Below are 13,776 nucleotides of genomic sequence, written 5' to 3'. Positions count from 1 at the left end.
AGCCTCTATTGTGGCGCTCACCCTCGGCGCCTCCTGCTCATCTACGTTTCACAGCTAATGTAGCAATGAACGTCGGTAGGAATTCATCAATCACGAAGCGTGGAGTCGGTTGATGGGTTTCGAGGAATCCCTCGATGCTAAAGCCCGCCTCGATCTGGCCTCCGATCTGATCACCGAGGCTATGCCCGAAGACTAGGGCTTCGCCGTGTGCAATCTTGCTTTCGAGCTGTCCGGGTTCCAGATCCCTCGTGTCGGCATAGGGAATGCTGTAACGCGGGCGAATTGTTTTTTGTTTGCGCAGCTCGGGAGCGCGATCCTCCACGAAAACGACTGGATTATAGAAGCTTGCCAGCAAACGCCCTCCGCTACGGAGGGTGCGGTAGCACTCTCTCCAGACAGGTCGAACGTTAGGTATATAGAGGTTGGAAATTGGGTGGAAGATGACGTCGAACGAATGGTCGGCAAAGGCTGAAAGATCGCGCATGTCACCCTGAACGGTGAGCAGATCCAAGCCATCCCGCTCAGCGACGTGTCGATCCTGCGCTAACTGTTTCTCGGAAGCATCGAAGACAGTCACCTTAGCACCTGCCGCCGCTAGAACAGGAGCTTGCTGGCCCCCCGCAGAAGCAAGGCAAAGGATATCCAGACCCGCGACGTGATTCAGCCAGTGTTCGGGTAGATCGCTGGGTATCAGTTTGACGGACCACTGTCCTTGGCGAGCGGCCTCAATGACCTCCGAAGAAACCGGGCGAGACCATTCACACTCTTGCTCGGCAAGCGTGTCCCAAACCGCTTGGTTGTGCGCAAGGACATTAGGTATCGAGGGAGTTGAGTGCGGCATGAGTACACCTTTGACGCGCATAGTCCAGCTGCTGGCCGAGCGGGTACGTGATGTACCTAGCGCGGACTTCATGTTCCCAGGGCAGGCAGCTCGGTGTTCCTGCAGCTTTCCGAGCTGACGCGGGAGTTCCTTGAGCTAGCGGCAGATATCTGCACGACGATGGCAGTTAGGTTGTAAGGCTAGGGCGATACGGTCACTCTTAAAGCGTACTCGATTCTGTCAGAACGGCCCATGGCCGCCATCAGACCTGGCGTAGGGTGTGTCGCGGCCATAGCGGTCCGCCGATGCGGCCGCTCCCACGTGATTCGATGCTCTATCGGTATCCATTCCCAGTGGAAAACGCTCCGCGGTTTTCCACAGCGACGCTGTTCGCGGGGACGCCACCCGTCCCAACCGTTACCATGACGCCTCCCTTCACCATCTTTGGCAATCCATGGCCAAGACGTCCGGCAAAACCTCCCCATCCTCGCTCAACCCCGCTGCCCCCACGCTCATCGACGTGGCGCGGGTGGCCGGGGTGTCGCCGATCACCGTTTCGCGGGCATTGAACCGGCCGGAGATCGTCAGCGAGGCGGCGCGCACCAAGGTGCTGGCGGCGGTGCAGGCCACCGGCTACGTCCCCAATCTGCTGGCCGGCGGCCTGGCGTCCAAGCGCAGTCGCCTGGTGGCGTTGTTCGTGCCGACCATCGTCCACTCCATCTTCGCCGAGACGGTGCAGGCGCTGATGGATCGCCTGGCCCAGGCCGGCTACCAGACCCTGCTGGGCCTGACCGGCTACAGTGCCGAACAGGAGGAACAGCTGCTGGCCGCCGTGCTGGGGCGCCGGCCCGATGGCATCGTGCTGACCGGCACCCTGCACACCGCGGCCAGCCGCGAGCGCCTGGCGCAGGCCGGCATTCCGGTGGTGGAGTCCTGGGACCTGAGCGAGGCGCCGCTGGACATGCAGGTGGGCTTCTCCCACGAAGCCGTGGGCCGGGCCCAGGCCGAGCACCTGTATGCCCGCGGTTATCGCCGCTTCGCGGTGGTGTCGGTGGACGATCCCCGCGCCCTGCGTCGCTGCCAGAGTCTGGTCGCCCGCCTGGCCGAGCTGGGATTGGCGGAGCCCGCGGTGGAAATCCTGCCGGCACCCGCCCTGGTGGAGTCCGGACGGATCGGGCTGCAGCGGTTGCTAGCCCGAGGTGAGCCCTACGACGTGGTGGTCTGCAGTTCCGATACCGTCGCCCAGGGCGTGATGGCGGAAGCCGCGAGTCGCGGTCTAGGCGTGCCCGAGGAGCTGGCGGTGCTGGGCTTCGGCAATCTCTCCAGCGCGGCCCAGATGCATCCGCCGCTGTCATCGGTCAGCGTGGCGGGGGAGCGCATGGGCACCCTGGCGGCGGAGGCACTGCTGCAGCGTCTTGGCGGGGGTGAGCAGCCCCGGCAGCCCGTCCGCCTCGATACCGGCTTCCACATCATCGACCGCGCCACGACCTGACTGGCGGCCTAGCGTCGTTAGACATCGTACTTGTTTGATTGCGCAATCATGGCTAGTCTTGGGCCAAGCGCGCGGGCTGCGCCGGTTGATTGCGTCTCGTGATGATTGCGCAATCACGCTGCAGCCAGGCCGCGCTCGATAACAACAATCAGGCGGGAGGGCTCCGTTGTGGATGCCGCAAGACCTATCTGTAGGCGCACCCTGTCGCTGCCTTTCGCGGTGGCCGCCAGCAGTCCGGAGGTCCGCCAGACTCGAGGATGGTGGATTTCATGATCCTGGCACCCCTTACCCTGCCTCGCGTCGTTTGCATCCCACGCGTCGAACGGCGTACCTCCCGCGGCGAGTTCCTGGGTGCCCCTCAGCCTGACCCAGTCCGGGCTTGATCCCGACGGAGAACAAGACCATGCACCTGATCGATCACCGAGATTCGCCGCGCTACATCAAGCTCCATCCCCAGGACAACGTCGGGGTGGTGGTCAACGAACCCGGCGTGGCCGCTGGCACCGCCTTCGCCGATGGCCTGACCACCGTCGAGGCCATTCCCCAGAGTCACAAGGTTTCCCTGGTAGCCCTGACCGCCGGTGCCAAGGTGGTGCGCTATGGCGAGGTCATCGGCTACGCCCTGCAGGACATTCCCGCCGGCAGCTGGATCACCGAGGCCCTGCTGCGCATGCCGGAACCGCCGGCGCTGGACAACCTGCCCAAGGCCACCGCCCCTGGCCAGGTCGGCGAACCGCTGGAGGGCTATACCTTCGAGGGCTTCCGCAATCCGGACGGTAGCGTCGGCACCCGCAACATCCTCGCGGTGACCACCACCGTGCAGTGCGTGGTGGGGGTGCTGGACCATTGCGTGGAGCGGGTGCGCAAGGAGATCCTGCCGCGCTATCCCAACGTCGACGACGTGGTGCCGCTGTCCCACAGCTACGGCTGCGGCGTGGCCATCAATGCCCCCGATGCAGTTATCCCGATCCGCACCCTGCACAACATCAGCCGCAACCCCAATTTCGGCGGCCAGGCGCTGGTCATCGGCCTGGGTTGCGAGAAGTTGCAGGCCAGCCAGTTGATGCCGGGCGACGACCTCACCGCCGGGCAGGATGAAGAGGCCTGGCTGTTCCGCCTGCAGGATTCGGCCAACGGCTTCGCCGGCATGGTCGAGCAGATCATGGGGCTGATCGAGGTGCGCCTGGAGCTGCTCAATGGGCGCCGCCGCGAGACGGTGCCGGCGTCCGAGCTGGTGGTGGGCATGCAGTGCGGCGGCAGCGACGCCTTCTCCGGCATCACCGCCAACCCGGCCCTGGGCGTGGCCGCCGATCTGCTGGTGCGGGCCGGGGCCACGGTGATGTTCTCCGAGAACACCGAGGTGCGCGACGGCATCCACCTGCTGACCCCCCGCGCCGCCACCCCCGAAGTGGCCGACGCCCTGATCCGCGAGATGGACTGGTACGACCGCTACCTGGAGCGGGGCATGGCCGACCGCAGCGCTAATACCACCCCTGGCAACAAGAAGGGCGGGTTGAACAACATCGTCGAAAAGGCCATGGGCTCCATAGCCAAGTCCGGCACCAGCCCCATCGCCGGGGTCATAGCGCCTGGCGAGAAGATCAAGGGCAAGGGCCTGTACTTCGCTGCCACCCCGGCCAGCGACTTCATCTGCGGCACCCTGCAACTGGCGGCGGGCATGAACCTGCACATCTTCACCACCGGTCGTGGCACCCCCTATGGACTGTCCATGGTGCCGGTGATCAAGGTCTCGACCCGCACCCAACTGGCCGAGCGCTGGCCCGATCTGATCGACATCGATGCCGGACGGGTGGTGAGCGGACGCTTGTCGTTGGAGGAGATGGGCTGGGAAATCTTCCAGTGCTACCTGGACGTGGCCAGCGGCCGGCGGCAGACCTGGGCCGAGCGCCATCGCCTGCACAACGACCTGGCGCTGTTCAATCCGGCGCCGGTGACCTGAGGCGTGCGCCCATAAAAAAGGGCCGATCCCTCGCGGGATCGGCCCTTTTTTTCGTCAGCCGCTAGGTCTCAGTCGGCCAGGGCGCTGCCGCTGACCGGTCGCAGCCGCTGCTGCTCGTCGTCTTCCGCATCGCGCATCAGCACGTAGCCGAGGATGATGCCGACGAAGAGGTTGCCGACGCCGATATCGAAGAGGTCGGTGGTCCAGCCGATCAGGCAGAGGCAGAAGGCGATGGCCAGCAGGGTGTGACTCAGACGGTCGGGCGCGGTGTGCAGGCGGATGAACACCGGCAGCTGCAGGGCATAGCCCAGGATGCCGACGACCCCGAACACGCACCAGAGATAGACCACGCTGCTATCGCTGGTGACGAAGAGGTCGATCCCCGGGACGGGGAAGGCGGCCATGGAGCTGCCGAACAGGCCGAAGCCGGCACCCTCGACCGTCCAGCCGTGGCGGCTCATCTCCGCGACGACGTTGGGCCAGGTGTTGACCAGGCGATCGTAGAAGGAGGCCAGGCCGCTGTCGCTCATCACCACCAACGGATCGAAGTCGCGGATCAGGCCGAGCACCGGCAGCAGCATGCCGCCGACCACGGCGAGCAGGATCAGGGCGTAGGTCGGCCACTGGAAGCGGCGGGTCATCATCAGCAGCAGGGTGAAGGCAAAGGCCGCGGCGGGCGCCTTGCTGGTGGTGAGCAGGATGCCGAAGAAGCCGATCAGGGCGACCACCAGCCAGAGCGCCTTGGAGCGGGCGAATTGCGCCAGGAACAGGCAGTAGACGGCGATCAGTGCCGCCAGCACGTTGGAGACCCGGGCGAAACCGGCGATGCGGTCCTCTTCACCGGCGACCCACTGGGTATTGCCGGCGATGTCGTTGCCGCCCAGGTTGTAGCTGTAGCCCTTCCAGGGCACCGCGGTGAACTTGTCCAGGGCGATGCCGATCAGGCAGGCGATCAGCAGCAGGAACATGGCCCGCGCCAGCAGCCGGCGCTGCTTGAGCAGCTCGCGACCGCAAAGCAGGCCGAACAGCAGCGGGCTGTAGACGAACAGCGAGAACAGCACGTTGTTGAAGGTGCCGCCATGCAGCAGGGCGAGGGCGGCATAGGCCAGGCCGGCGAGCAGCCCGACCCAGATCACCTTGGGTATCTTGACCGTGACCAGCTGCAGGGCGAAGAGCGCCAGGCAGGCGATCTTGGGCAGATAGACCAGCGCCGAGGCGCCGACCATGTCCAGGGCGTAGCGCAGAAAGCCGGAAAAGGTCTCGACGAACAGCAGGCCGATGGCCGTCCACACCATCAGGGTGGAATAGCGCCATTCGAGCACGCGCTGGAAGGCGGAAGAGGGGGCGGTGGCAACCGTCATGATGATCATCCCTGTTGTGCTGCCGATGGCGTCGTGAGCCACCAGTCCTGACGTGAGAAGCGAGGCGCACCGGCGACACGCCAGCTTGGCGTTATCGACGGACTGCAGAGGCGAAGCGTAAAAGGCGGGCACGCTACCGCCAGCGACCGCAAGAAAGGGGCGCTGCAGCAGCGTGAAAGAAGTCAGCTGAAGGGATGATAGCGGAGGGCTTCCGGCGCCTGTCAAACGGCGCCGGCGCTAGCGGAAATCCTCAGCGCGGGAATCGGAAGCAGGCCACAAATAAGGCCCTAGTTGACCATCCGCCAGCTCAGCGGATAGCGGTAATCGCGGCCCTGGTTGGCCTTGATACCGGCGATCACCGTCAGCACGAAGGCCACGCAAGCGACTAGCAGCATCAGCGGAATACCGATCAGCACCCACGCCAGCAGCGCGCAGATCATGTGCACCAGGGTGACGGTGAGCTGGAAGTTCAGCGCTTCCTTGCCCTGGCGATCGATGAAGGGATCGTCCTCGCGCTTGAGCTGCCAGACCACCAGCGGACCTATGACGTTGCCGATGAAAGGCACCACGAAACCGAGGAAGGCCGCGTAGTGGCAGAGCATGGCCCAGCGCCGGGCGTCGGCGCTGGGGGCGGGGATGAGGTCGTGCATGGCTAGTCTCCCTTAGAGCCTATCCAAAGGCTGCTGCGCGTCGGCCAAACGGCGTTGAAAATGGCTTCGGAATGCTCATTTACTGGTTGTAAACTCCGCTTCCTCAGCCATTTTCGCCTTGTTTGACTCTAGCTCGCGAGCCTTTAACTAGGCTCTTACTCGCCGCGCAGGGCGGCTTGCTGGATTTCGAACAGGTCGCGCAGGCCGGTCTGCGCCAATTCGAGCATGGCGTTGAGTTCGGCCGGCTGGAAGGGCGCACCTTCGGCGGTACCCTGGACTTCGATGAAACCACCGGCATCGGTCATGATCACGTTGAGATCGGTCTCGGCGGCGGAGTCTTCCAGGTAGTCCAGGTCGAGCACCGGGGTGCCCTGGTAGATGCCCACGGAGATGGCGGCCACCATCTGCTTGAGCGGATTGCCCTTGAGGTTGCCGCGGCGCTTGAGCGCGCCCAGGGCATCGACCAGGGCCACGCAGGCACCGGTCACCGAGGCGGTACGGGTACCGCCATCGGCCTGGATCACGTCGCAGTCGATATAGATGGTGTTCTCGCCCAGCTTGGACAGGTCCACGGCGGCGCGCAGCGAGCGCCCGATCAGTCGCTGGATCTCCAGCGTGCGGCCACCCTGCTTGCCCTTGGCGGCTTCGCGCTGGTTCCGCTCGCCAGTGGCGCGCGGCAGCATGCCGTATTCGGCGGTGAGCCAGCCTTGGCCCTTGCCTTTGAGAAAGCGCGGCACCCCGGCCTCGACGCTGGCGGTGCAGATCACCTTGGTGTCGCCGAACTCCACCAGGACCGAGCCTTCGGCGTGCTTGGTGTAGTTGCGGGTGATGCGGATGGGGCGCAGCTGATCGGCGGCGCGGCCACTGGGACGCTTCATTGCGGGCTTCCTGTAAGGCGTAGAAATCTGGCCCATAGTATAGGGAGCGCCCGGTTCGTGCACACGGATGCATTGGGCGCCCCGATCAGGTGCGTTAGAATCGTGCGTTTTACGTGCGGGGAGCGGCCGGATTGCCTGGTCCTCCGCGCATCGCCAGACGAGGATCCTGCCATGGTGCACAGCATGACGGCGTTCGCCCGGGTCGAGCGACCGGGGCCCCAGGGCACCCTGAGTTGGGAGCTGCGCTCCGTCAACCACCGCTATCTGGAACCGCACCTGCGCCTGCCCGAGACCTGTCGTGACGCCGAACCCGGGGTGCGTGACGCGCTGCGCCGACGGCTGTCGCGCGGCAAGGTGGAGTGCGTACTGCGCGAAGAGCGCGACGAGGCCGTGGCCCTGCGTGTCGACGCCCGGCGGGCGGCGCAGTTGGTGTCGGCCGCCGAAGACGTCGCGGCGCTGATCGCCCGGCCGGCCAAGCTCGATCCCCTGGCCGTGCTGGCCTGGCCCGGCGTGCTGGTCGGGGCCGAGGTGGATGACGCCGAACGCAAGGCGCAGGTGCTGGCGCTGTTCGACGCGGCGCTGGACGAGTTGCTGGACAGTCGCCTGCGTGAGGGCCGGGAGTTGAGCCTCCTGATCGAGGAGCGGCTGGTCCAGGTGCTGGCGGAAGTGGCGACGCTACGGGCGTTGTTGCCGGAGCTGCTGGCGCTGCAGCGGCGGCGTATCCTCGAGCGCTGCGCCGAGGCGGGTGTCGAGTTCGAGCCGGCGCGGCTGGAGCAGGAGCTGGTGCTGCTGGCGCAAAAGAGCGACGTGGCCGAAGAGCTGGACCGCCTGGAGACCCACGTGGCCGAGGTGCGGCGGGTCCTGGCCGGCAGCGGCGCGGCGGGCCGGCGCCTGGACTTCCTCATGCAGGAACTCAATCGCGAGGCCAACACCCTCGGCTCCAAGGCCATCGATGCCCGCGCCTCCCAGGCGGCCATCAATCTCAAGGTGCTCATCGAACAGATGCGCGAGCAAGTGCAGAACATCGAATAGGCGGACTTCCATGACAGCCCTTCCCGGCACCCTTTACATCGTTTCCGCGCCCTCCGGCGCCGGCAAGACCAGCCTGGTCAAGGCCTTGCTGGACGCCCTGCCCGAGGTGCGCGTGTCGATCTCCCACACCACCCGCGCCATGCGGCCAGGTGAAGCGGATGGGGTGAACTATCACTTCGTCGACTGCGCGACCTTCACCAGCCTGCTCGAACACGGGGATTTCCTCGAGCACGCCGAGGTGTTCGGCAACTATTACGGCACCTCCCAGGCGGCGCTGGAGCGCACCCTTGCCGAAGGCCACGACCTGATCCTGGAGATCGACTGGCAGGGCGCCCAGCAGGTCCGCCGCAAGCTACCCCATGCCCAGTCGATCTTCATCCTGCCGCCGAGCCAGGCCGCCCTGCGCCAGCGCCTGGACAACCGTGGCCAGGACAGCGCCGAGATCATCGAGCGGCGCATGCGCGAGGCGGTGAGCGAGATGAGCCACTACGTCGAGTACGACTACCTGATCATCAACGACGACTTCGCCAAGGCCCTGGAAGACCTCAAGTCGATCTTCCGCACCCGCCAACTGCGCCTGGATCGGCAGCAGCGACGCCATGACGATCTGTTGGTGGATCTGCTGGGATAAGCCTTGACCATCCATTGGGGCGCTCGTCGAAACCGCTCCTTGGATGGATGGCAATCTCTCGCCGGCTCACCACACTCCGAGGCTGAGCCGCATTCGCGCGGCTCTTTCGTTGCAGTGCGGTCGACGCCGGTCTCCAGCCGGGTTCGCGAGTAGTCGCCCTGCGCTCGGTAGCAGCCACCGGAGCGGAAGACTGTCATGAAGACCCATACCCTGCTGGCGGCCGTGCTCGCCGGCCTCGCCCTGCCGGCCTTGGCCGTCGAGCAAACCACCACCCTGACCCAGACCGGCAGCGACAACCAAGCCACCCTGAATCAGAGCGGCGGGCGCGCCAGTACCATCGAACAGGTGCAGAGTGGCGCTGGCAATCGCGCCAGCGTCGAGCAACGCCAGGCGTTCGGCGCCCAGACGCGGATCGAGCAGGTGTCCAGCGGCAATAGCCTGCAGATCCTTCAGGAGGGCAGTGGCCAGCAGGTCAGGGTGAGCCAACTGGACAATGGCAACCATCTCGCCGACATCGTGCAGACCGGTGGCGGCGCCGGTAATACCCTGGAACTGGAGCAGTCGGGCAATGCGGCCTCGGCCTATCTGAGCCAGTCGGGCGATCTCAACTTCTACAGCGTGCGCCAGCTGGGTTTCGGTGGCAACGAGTTGCGCGCGACCACCACGGGCGATGCCAACCGCCTGACGGTGGAGCAGCGCAGTGGCGGGCTGGCGGAGGTGGTGCAGGTCGGCAACGGTAACGCCTTGCAGCTGACCCAGAACGTCTCCTTCGCCGGGGGCACGGCCAGCTTGCAGCAGCGTGGCGATGGCAACAGCGCGGCGGCGGAGCAGGAGACCAGTCGCTACCGTAGTGCGCTGGCGCTGATCCAGGCGGGGAACGGCAACCAGGCGAGCCTGTTGCAGCGCGCCGGCTTCAGCGACCTGACCTTCACCCAGCAGGGCAATGACAACGAGCTGGGCGCCACCCAGAGCGGACTGGAGGCGCGGATCGCCGGCACCAGCACGGGCGACAGCAACCGGGCTATCTTCGTGCAGGACGGCTTCGAGGTAGGCGCCGAAATCCAGCAGCAGGGCAATGGCAACCTGGCGTCCATCACCCAGAACACGGTGCCGGATACCTTCACCGGCGCCAGCGCCTTCATCGGCCAGACCGGCGATTCCAACTCGGCGGTGATCGACCAGGTGGGTTCCACTGCGCGGATCAACCAGAGCGGCTTCGGCAACCAGGCAACGGTCTACCAGCGCTGAACGGCGCCAGGCTGGCCCCGGCCGGGCCAGCCTGGCGAGGGCTTACAGCTTGATCCAGGTCGCCTTGAGTTCGGTGTACTTGTCGAAGGCGTGCAGCGACTTGTCGCGGCCGTTGCCGGATTGCTTGAAGCCGCCGAAGGGCGCGGTCATGTCGCCGCCGTCGTACTGGTTGACCCAGACGCTGCCGGCGCGCAGGGCGCGGGCGGTCTTGTGGGCTTTGGAGATGTCGCGGGTCCAGACCGCGGCGGCCAGGCCGTATTGGGTGTCGTTGGCGATCTGGATGGCTTCTTCGGCGGTGTCGAAGGTGATCACCGAGAGCACCGGGCCGAAGATCTCTTCCTGGGCGATCTTCATGGCGTTGCTCACGCCGTCGAAGATGGTGGGCTCGACGTAGACACCGCCGGTCTCTTCCAGGGTGCGCTTGCCGCCGGCCACCAGGGTGGCGCCTTCGGCATGGCCGGCCTCGATGTAGCGCAGCACGGTTTCCAGCTGGGTGGTGTCCACCAGGGCGCCGACATTGGTCTCGGGCTCCAGGGCGTGGCCGGGTTTCCAGCCCTTGAGGGCCTCGATCACCAGCGGCAGGAATTGGTCCTTGATGGAGCGCTCCACCAGCAGGCGCGAGCCGGCGGTGCAGACCTCGCCCTGGTTGAAGGCGATACCGCTGGCGGCGGCCGCCGCGGCGTCCTTGAGATCGGGGGCGTCGGCGAAGACGATGTTGGGGCTCTTGCCGCCCGCCTCCAGCCAGACGCGCTTCATGTTGGATTCGCCGGAGTAGGCCAGCAGTTGCTTGGCGACCCGGGTGGAGCCGGTGAAGACGATGGTGTCGACGTCGGGGTGCAGGCCCAGGGCCTTGCCGACGTTATGGCCGTAGCCCGGCAGCACGTTGAACACGCCGGCGGGAATGCCGGCCTGCTGCGCCAGCTGGGCGACGCGGATGGCGGTCAGCGGCGACTTCTCCGAGGGCTTGAGCACCACCGAGTTGCCGGTGGCCAGGGCCGGGCCGAGTTTCCAGCAGGCCATCATCAGCGGGAAGTTCCAGGGCACCACGGCGGCGACCACGCCGACCGGCTCGCGGGTGACCAGGCCCAGTTGGTCGTGGGGCGTGGGGGCGACCTCGTCGTAGAGCTTGTCGATGGCCTCGGCGCTCCAGCGGATGGCGTTGGCCGAGCCGGGCACGTCGATGCCGAAGGAGTCGGCGATGGGCTTGCCCATGTCCAGGGTTTCCAGCAGCGCCAGTTCCTCGGCGTTGGCCAGGAGCAGATCGGCGAAGCGGATCAGCACGCGCTTGCGCTGGGCCGGTGCCAGGTGCGCCCAGGTGCCTTTCTGGAAGGCGGCGCGGGCGGCGGCCACGGCGCGGTCGGCGTCGGCGGCGTCACAGCTGGCGACCTTGGCGAGGAAACGTCCGTCCACCGGACTCAGGCAATCGAAGGTGGCACCGGAGGCGGCGTCGACATAGGCGCCGTCGATGAAGGCGCGGCCTTCCAGGGTGAGACCTTGGAAGCGCTGCTCCCACTCGGCGCGGCTGGGCAAGCTCATGGAGTGACTCCTCGCTAATGGCGGTGAGCAGCCACCCTAAACCAGGGTCGGAAGGGTTATCAATATATTTGACACTCGGCCGTCGAAAGCGCCGAAACGTGCGTTTTATCGAACGCTGCGTTACCGCTGGCGGCTACGGGTCAGGGCGCTGGGCAGGGTCACGAGGACGCCACGCCGCTGCCGCGGCTGGAAGCACTGGCGCGTCAGCCGGGGCTCGACGCTGGCGTCCAGGTCGTCGAGCCAGCCATCCACCGCATCCTCCAGCGCCGCGACGGTGAGTTGGCCCAGCACCTGGTGGGCGATGAGATTGCCCAGGCTGGGCGCCGCCGGCGCACAGGCCGCCCCCCACCAGGCGGCCAGGCGGTCATGCAGGCCTTCGAGCAGGCGATGGAAGCGATAGGCCGCGGCGAGCAGCGCCAGGCTGGCCGAGGGCGCCTGGGCCAGCGCGGCGGGCGCGAAGCCGGCCAGGGCCCGTTCCAGCACGCGCGCCAGGGGTGCTTCGAAGGCCACGGCCCGCGCCTGATGCAGCAGGGCATCCAGTGCATCGGGCACGCGCTCGACATAGGCGCTGGCGAAGCGCTCCAGCGCCGGGCCACGGCTGGCACCGTCGGTCGCGTTGCGCGCCGCCTGGTCGGCATAGGTGCGGCTGGCCTCGCCACTGTCCCGGGCCCGCACCTGGGTAGTCTGGATCACGAGGCGCAAGGCGGCGGTATTCATGGCAGGGTCCTGCAGGGGTGAGCTGCTTTGGACGCCCGTGCTTGAGCCGGGTCACACCGTTCGTCCGGTGTCGGCTACCGTCAGTGGCGGAGCATGAAGGTGTCGTATTCCAGGTCGTCCAGCACCCGGTCCAGCCGGTGCAGGCCGAGCAGCACGCAGCAGGCCAGGGAGACGGTGAAGCCGTAGCCGAAGAAGCTCGGGCCCAGCTCGATGCTCAGCAGGGTCAGCGCCAGGTTGAGGCCGAGGAAGAGGGAGCAGAGCATCAGCACCGTGTCACGCCGGTCCAGGTAGAAGAAGACGTTGAGCAACGCCATGAACACCACCTGGATGCTCACCCCCACCACGTCGATGTAGAACAGCGGCAGGTAGTAGTGCGACATGCCCAGCCAGGCCAGCAGTTGCGGCGCCAGGAGGAACACCAGCACCAGGGTCAGGCCCTGGACCTTGCAGATCTCCAGCAGGCCCTGGCGGATGGCCAGGATCATCTGCTCCTTGAGCTGGCCGATGTGCTGCAGCGTCTGGCCGCCGCGCACCGCGTTGAACACCCGCTCGTACCACTCGGCGAAGTCGGTCTCGATGCGCACCAGGAACACCGCCATGCCGGGAATGATGGCGAGGTAGGCGAGAAAGATCGGCAGGTCGTAGAGGATGGAGGCGCGCAGCGGGCCGATGACGGCGTCGGAGGTCAGGGGGTCGAACCAGAAGATGAATTTGTCGACCCAGATGCCCAGGTTGTAGAAGAAGCCGGTCACCAGCAGGCTGAGGAAGATCTGCTTGCGGTCGAGGAAGTCGAAGGCCACCAGGCGCTCGGCCGGGTACTCGCGGATGATGTCGTAGAGAAAGATGAACAGCAGGGCGGCGTGGCCCAGCAGCAAGGCCATCAGCAGGCCGTTCATGCCGAGGAAGCGCAGCACGAAGGCCGCGGCGATCATGATGCTGTAGCCCAGTACCATGACCACCAGGATGCGGTTGTAGGCCTTCATCCCGGACAGGAAGATGATCACCAGCCAGAGGTCGCAGAGGGTGACGAAGTTGGCCAGCACCAGCAGGCGATAGGCGAAGGGCTGGCTGAACAGCGTCGCCAGCAGCACCAGGCCCAGCGCCCCGGCCACCAGGGTGACCAAGAGCAGGATACCCACCAGGTTGGGCAGGATGCTGGCCTGCTTCTCCTCGAACAGCCGGTCCGAGACGAAGCGGGTGAAGTACAGCTGCAGGCCGCCGGTGAGGATCAGCGAGCTGGCCATGAGGTAGGTCACGGTGACCAGGAACTGCCGGATCAGCACGCTGGGGGTGACGATGCCGGTGGCCAGCACGCCGATCAGCATGACGCTGATGATCGACAGCACCCAGGGCCCGGAGCTGATCAGGCCGGCGTAGACATAGGCGCGCAGGGTGGCGGTGTAGGAGTCGCGGGCGAGGATCTTGCGCAGTTCGAAGCCAATGCCGGCCAT

Annotated in this window: 12 protein-coding genes; 5 read left to right on the top strand and 7 right to left on the bottom strand. The window is 66.1% G+C overall.

Annotated elements, in window-relative coordinates; genetic code table 11:
• Positions 1-37 precede the first annotated feature (37 nt).
• Positions 38-862, bottom strand: a complete 825-nt coding sequence (locus FAZ11_RS13375; protein WP_240043587.1) for a class I SAM-dependent methyltransferase — start codon at positions 860-862, stop codon at positions 38-40.
• Positions 863-1,274: 412 nt separating this feature from the next.
• Here FAZ11_RS13375 and FAZ11_RS13370 point away from each other — a divergent pair, with 412 nt between their 5' ends.
• Both FAZ11_RS13370 and garD read left to right on the top strand, forming a co-directional pair.
• The gene (locus FAZ11_RS13370; protein ID WP_058772306.1) at positions 1,275-2,312 is read left to right on the top strand and encodes a LacI family DNA-binding transcriptional regulator; all 1,038 of its coding nucleotides are present in this window, start codon (positions 1,275-1,277) and stop codon (positions 2,310-2,312) included.
• Between the two features lie 403 nt (positions 2,313-2,715).
• The gene (garD, locus tag FAZ11_RS13365) at positions 2,716-4,272 is read left to right on the top strand and encodes a galactarate dehydratase (RefSeq protein WP_058772305.1); all 1,557 of its coding nucleotides are present in this window, start codon (positions 2,716-2,718) and stop codon (positions 4,270-4,272) included.
• 68 nt (positions 4,273-4,340) lie between these two features.
• On the opposite strand, the gene FAZ11_RS13360 is transcribed toward garD, so the two are convergent.
• The 3 genes from FAZ11_RS13360 to rph form a co-directional block, all read right to left on the bottom strand.
• The gene (locus tag FAZ11_RS13360; RefSeq protein WP_058760460.1) at positions 4,341-5,633 is read right to left on the bottom strand and encodes a hypothetical protein; all 1,293 of its coding nucleotides are present in this window, start codon (positions 5,631-5,633) and stop codon (positions 4,341-4,343) included.
• Between the two features lie 287 nt (positions 5,634-5,920).
• Positions 5,921-6,283, bottom strand: coding sequence for a DUF4870 domain-containing protein (locus tag FAZ11_RS13355; protein WP_058760385.1), 363 nt, complete (start codon positions 6,281-6,283; stop codon positions 5,921-5,923).
• A gap of 155 nt (positions 6,284-6,438) precedes the next feature.
• The gene (rph, locus tag FAZ11_RS13350; RefSeq protein ID WP_058760384.1) at positions 6,439-7,161 is read right to left on the bottom strand and encodes a ribonuclease PH; all 723 of its coding nucleotides are present in this window, start codon (positions 7,159-7,161) and stop codon (positions 6,439-6,441) included.
• A 171-nt stretch (positions 7,162-7,332) separates the two neighbouring features.
• Between rph and FAZ11_RS13345 the strand changes: the two genes are divergently transcribed.
• From FAZ11_RS13345 to FAZ11_RS13335, 3 genes are all read left to right on the top strand, one after another.
• Positions 7,333-8,193, top strand: a complete 861-nt coding sequence (locus tag FAZ11_RS13345) for a YicC/YloC family endoribonuclease (protein ID WP_058772304.1) — start codon at positions 7,333-7,335, stop codon at positions 8,191-8,193.
• Positions 8,194-8,203: 10 nt separating this feature from the next.
• Positions 8,204-8,824, top strand: a complete 621-nt coding sequence (gmk, locus tag FAZ11_RS13340; protein WP_058760382.1) for a guanylate kinase — start codon at positions 8,204-8,206, stop codon at positions 8,822-8,824.
• Positions 8,825-9,019: 195 nt separating this feature from the next.
• Positions 9,020-10,072 carry a hypothetical protein gene (locus FAZ11_RS13335; protein WP_058772303.1) on the top strand — a complete coding sequence of 351 codons (1,053 nt, stop codon included), beginning with the start codon at positions 9,020-9,022 and terminating at the stop codon, positions 10,070-10,072.
• Between the two features lie 42 nt (positions 10,073-10,114).
• Here FAZ11_RS13335 and FAZ11_RS13330 read toward each other — a convergent pair whose 3' ends face one another.
• The 3 genes from FAZ11_RS13330 to pelG all read right to left on the bottom strand — a co-directional run bounded on the left by FAZ11_RS13330 (position 10,115) and on the right by pelG (position 13,776).
• A complete protein-coding gene (locus FAZ11_RS13330; protein WP_058772302.1) occupies positions 10,115-11,608 on the bottom strand; it encodes an aldehyde dehydrogenase in 1,494 nt (497 codons plus the stop codon).
• A 120-nt stretch (positions 11,609-11,728) separates the two neighbouring features.
• Complete coding sequence (locus FAZ11_RS13325) at positions 11,729-12,325, bottom strand: hypothetical protein (protein ID WP_137279289.1); 597 nt, start codon at positions 12,323-12,325, stop codon at positions 11,729-11,731.
• Positions 12,326-12,405: 80 nt separating this feature from the next.
• Positions 12,406-13,776, bottom strand: coding sequence for an exopolysaccharide Pel transporter PelG (pelG, locus tag FAZ11_RS13320; RefSeq protein ID WP_058760377.1), 1,371 nt, complete (start codon positions 13,774-13,776; stop codon positions 12,406-12,408).

Origin of the sequence: Pseudomonas rhizoryzae (genome assembly GCF_005250615.1) — a bacterium.
Lineage (GTDB): Bacteria > Pseudomonadota > Gammaproteobacteria > Pseudomonadales > Pseudomonadaceae > Chryseomonas > Chryseomonas rhizoryzae.
Note: the sequence above shows the minus strand (reverse complement) of the source record. Positions and strands in the feature narration are given on the sequence as shown.

What these genes read in the sequence shown, in the direction of transcription:
- FAZ11_RS13375 (WP_240043587.1), bottom strand. Translation starts at nt 862, where the DNA reads ATGCGCGTCAAAGGTGTACTCATGCCGCACTCAACTCCCTCGATACCT.
- FAZ11_RS13370 (WP_058772306.1), top strand. Translation starts at nt 1,275, where the DNA reads ATGGCCAAGACGTCCGGCAAAACCTCCCCATCCTCGCTCAACCCCGCT.
- garD (WP_058772305.1), top strand. Translation starts at nt 2,716, where the DNA reads ATGCACCTGATCGATCACCGAGATTCGCCGCGCTACATCAAGCTCCAT.
- FAZ11_RS13360 (WP_058760460.1), bottom strand. Translation starts at nt 5,633, where the DNA reads ATGACGGTTGCCACCGCCCCCTCTTCCGCCTTCCAGCGCGTGCTCGAA.
- FAZ11_RS13355 (WP_058760385.1), bottom strand. Translation starts at nt 6,283, where the DNA reads ATGCACGACCTCATCCCCGCCCCCAGCGCCGACGCCCGGCGCTGGGCC.
- rph (WP_058760384.1), bottom strand. Translation starts at nt 7,161, where the DNA reads ATGAAGCGTCCCAGTGGCCGCGCCGCCGATCAGCTGCGCCCCATCCGC.
- FAZ11_RS13345 (WP_058772304.1), top strand. Translation starts at nt 7,333, where the DNA reads ATGGTGCACAGCATGACGGCGTTCGCCCGGGTCGAGCGACCGGGGCCC.
- gmk (WP_058760382.1), top strand. Translation starts at nt 8,204, where the DNA reads ATGACAGCCCTTCCCGGCACCCTTTACATCGTTTCCGCGCCCTCCGGC.
- FAZ11_RS13335 (WP_058772303.1), top strand. Translation starts at nt 9,020, where the DNA reads ATGAAGACCCATACCCTGCTGGCGGCCGTGCTCGCCGGCCTCGCCCTG.
- FAZ11_RS13330 (WP_058772302.1), bottom strand. Translation starts at nt 11,608, where the DNA reads ATGAGCTTGCCCAGCCGCGCCGAGTGGGAGCAGCGCTTCCAAGGTCTC.
- FAZ11_RS13325 (WP_137279289.1), bottom strand. Translation starts at nt 12,325, where the DNA reads ATGAATACCGCCGCCTTGCGCCTCGTGATCCAGACTACCCAGGTGCGG.
- pelG (WP_058760377.1), bottom strand. Translation starts at nt 13,776, where the DNA reads ATGGCCGGCATTGGCTTCGAACTGCGCAAGATCCTCGCCCGCGACTCC.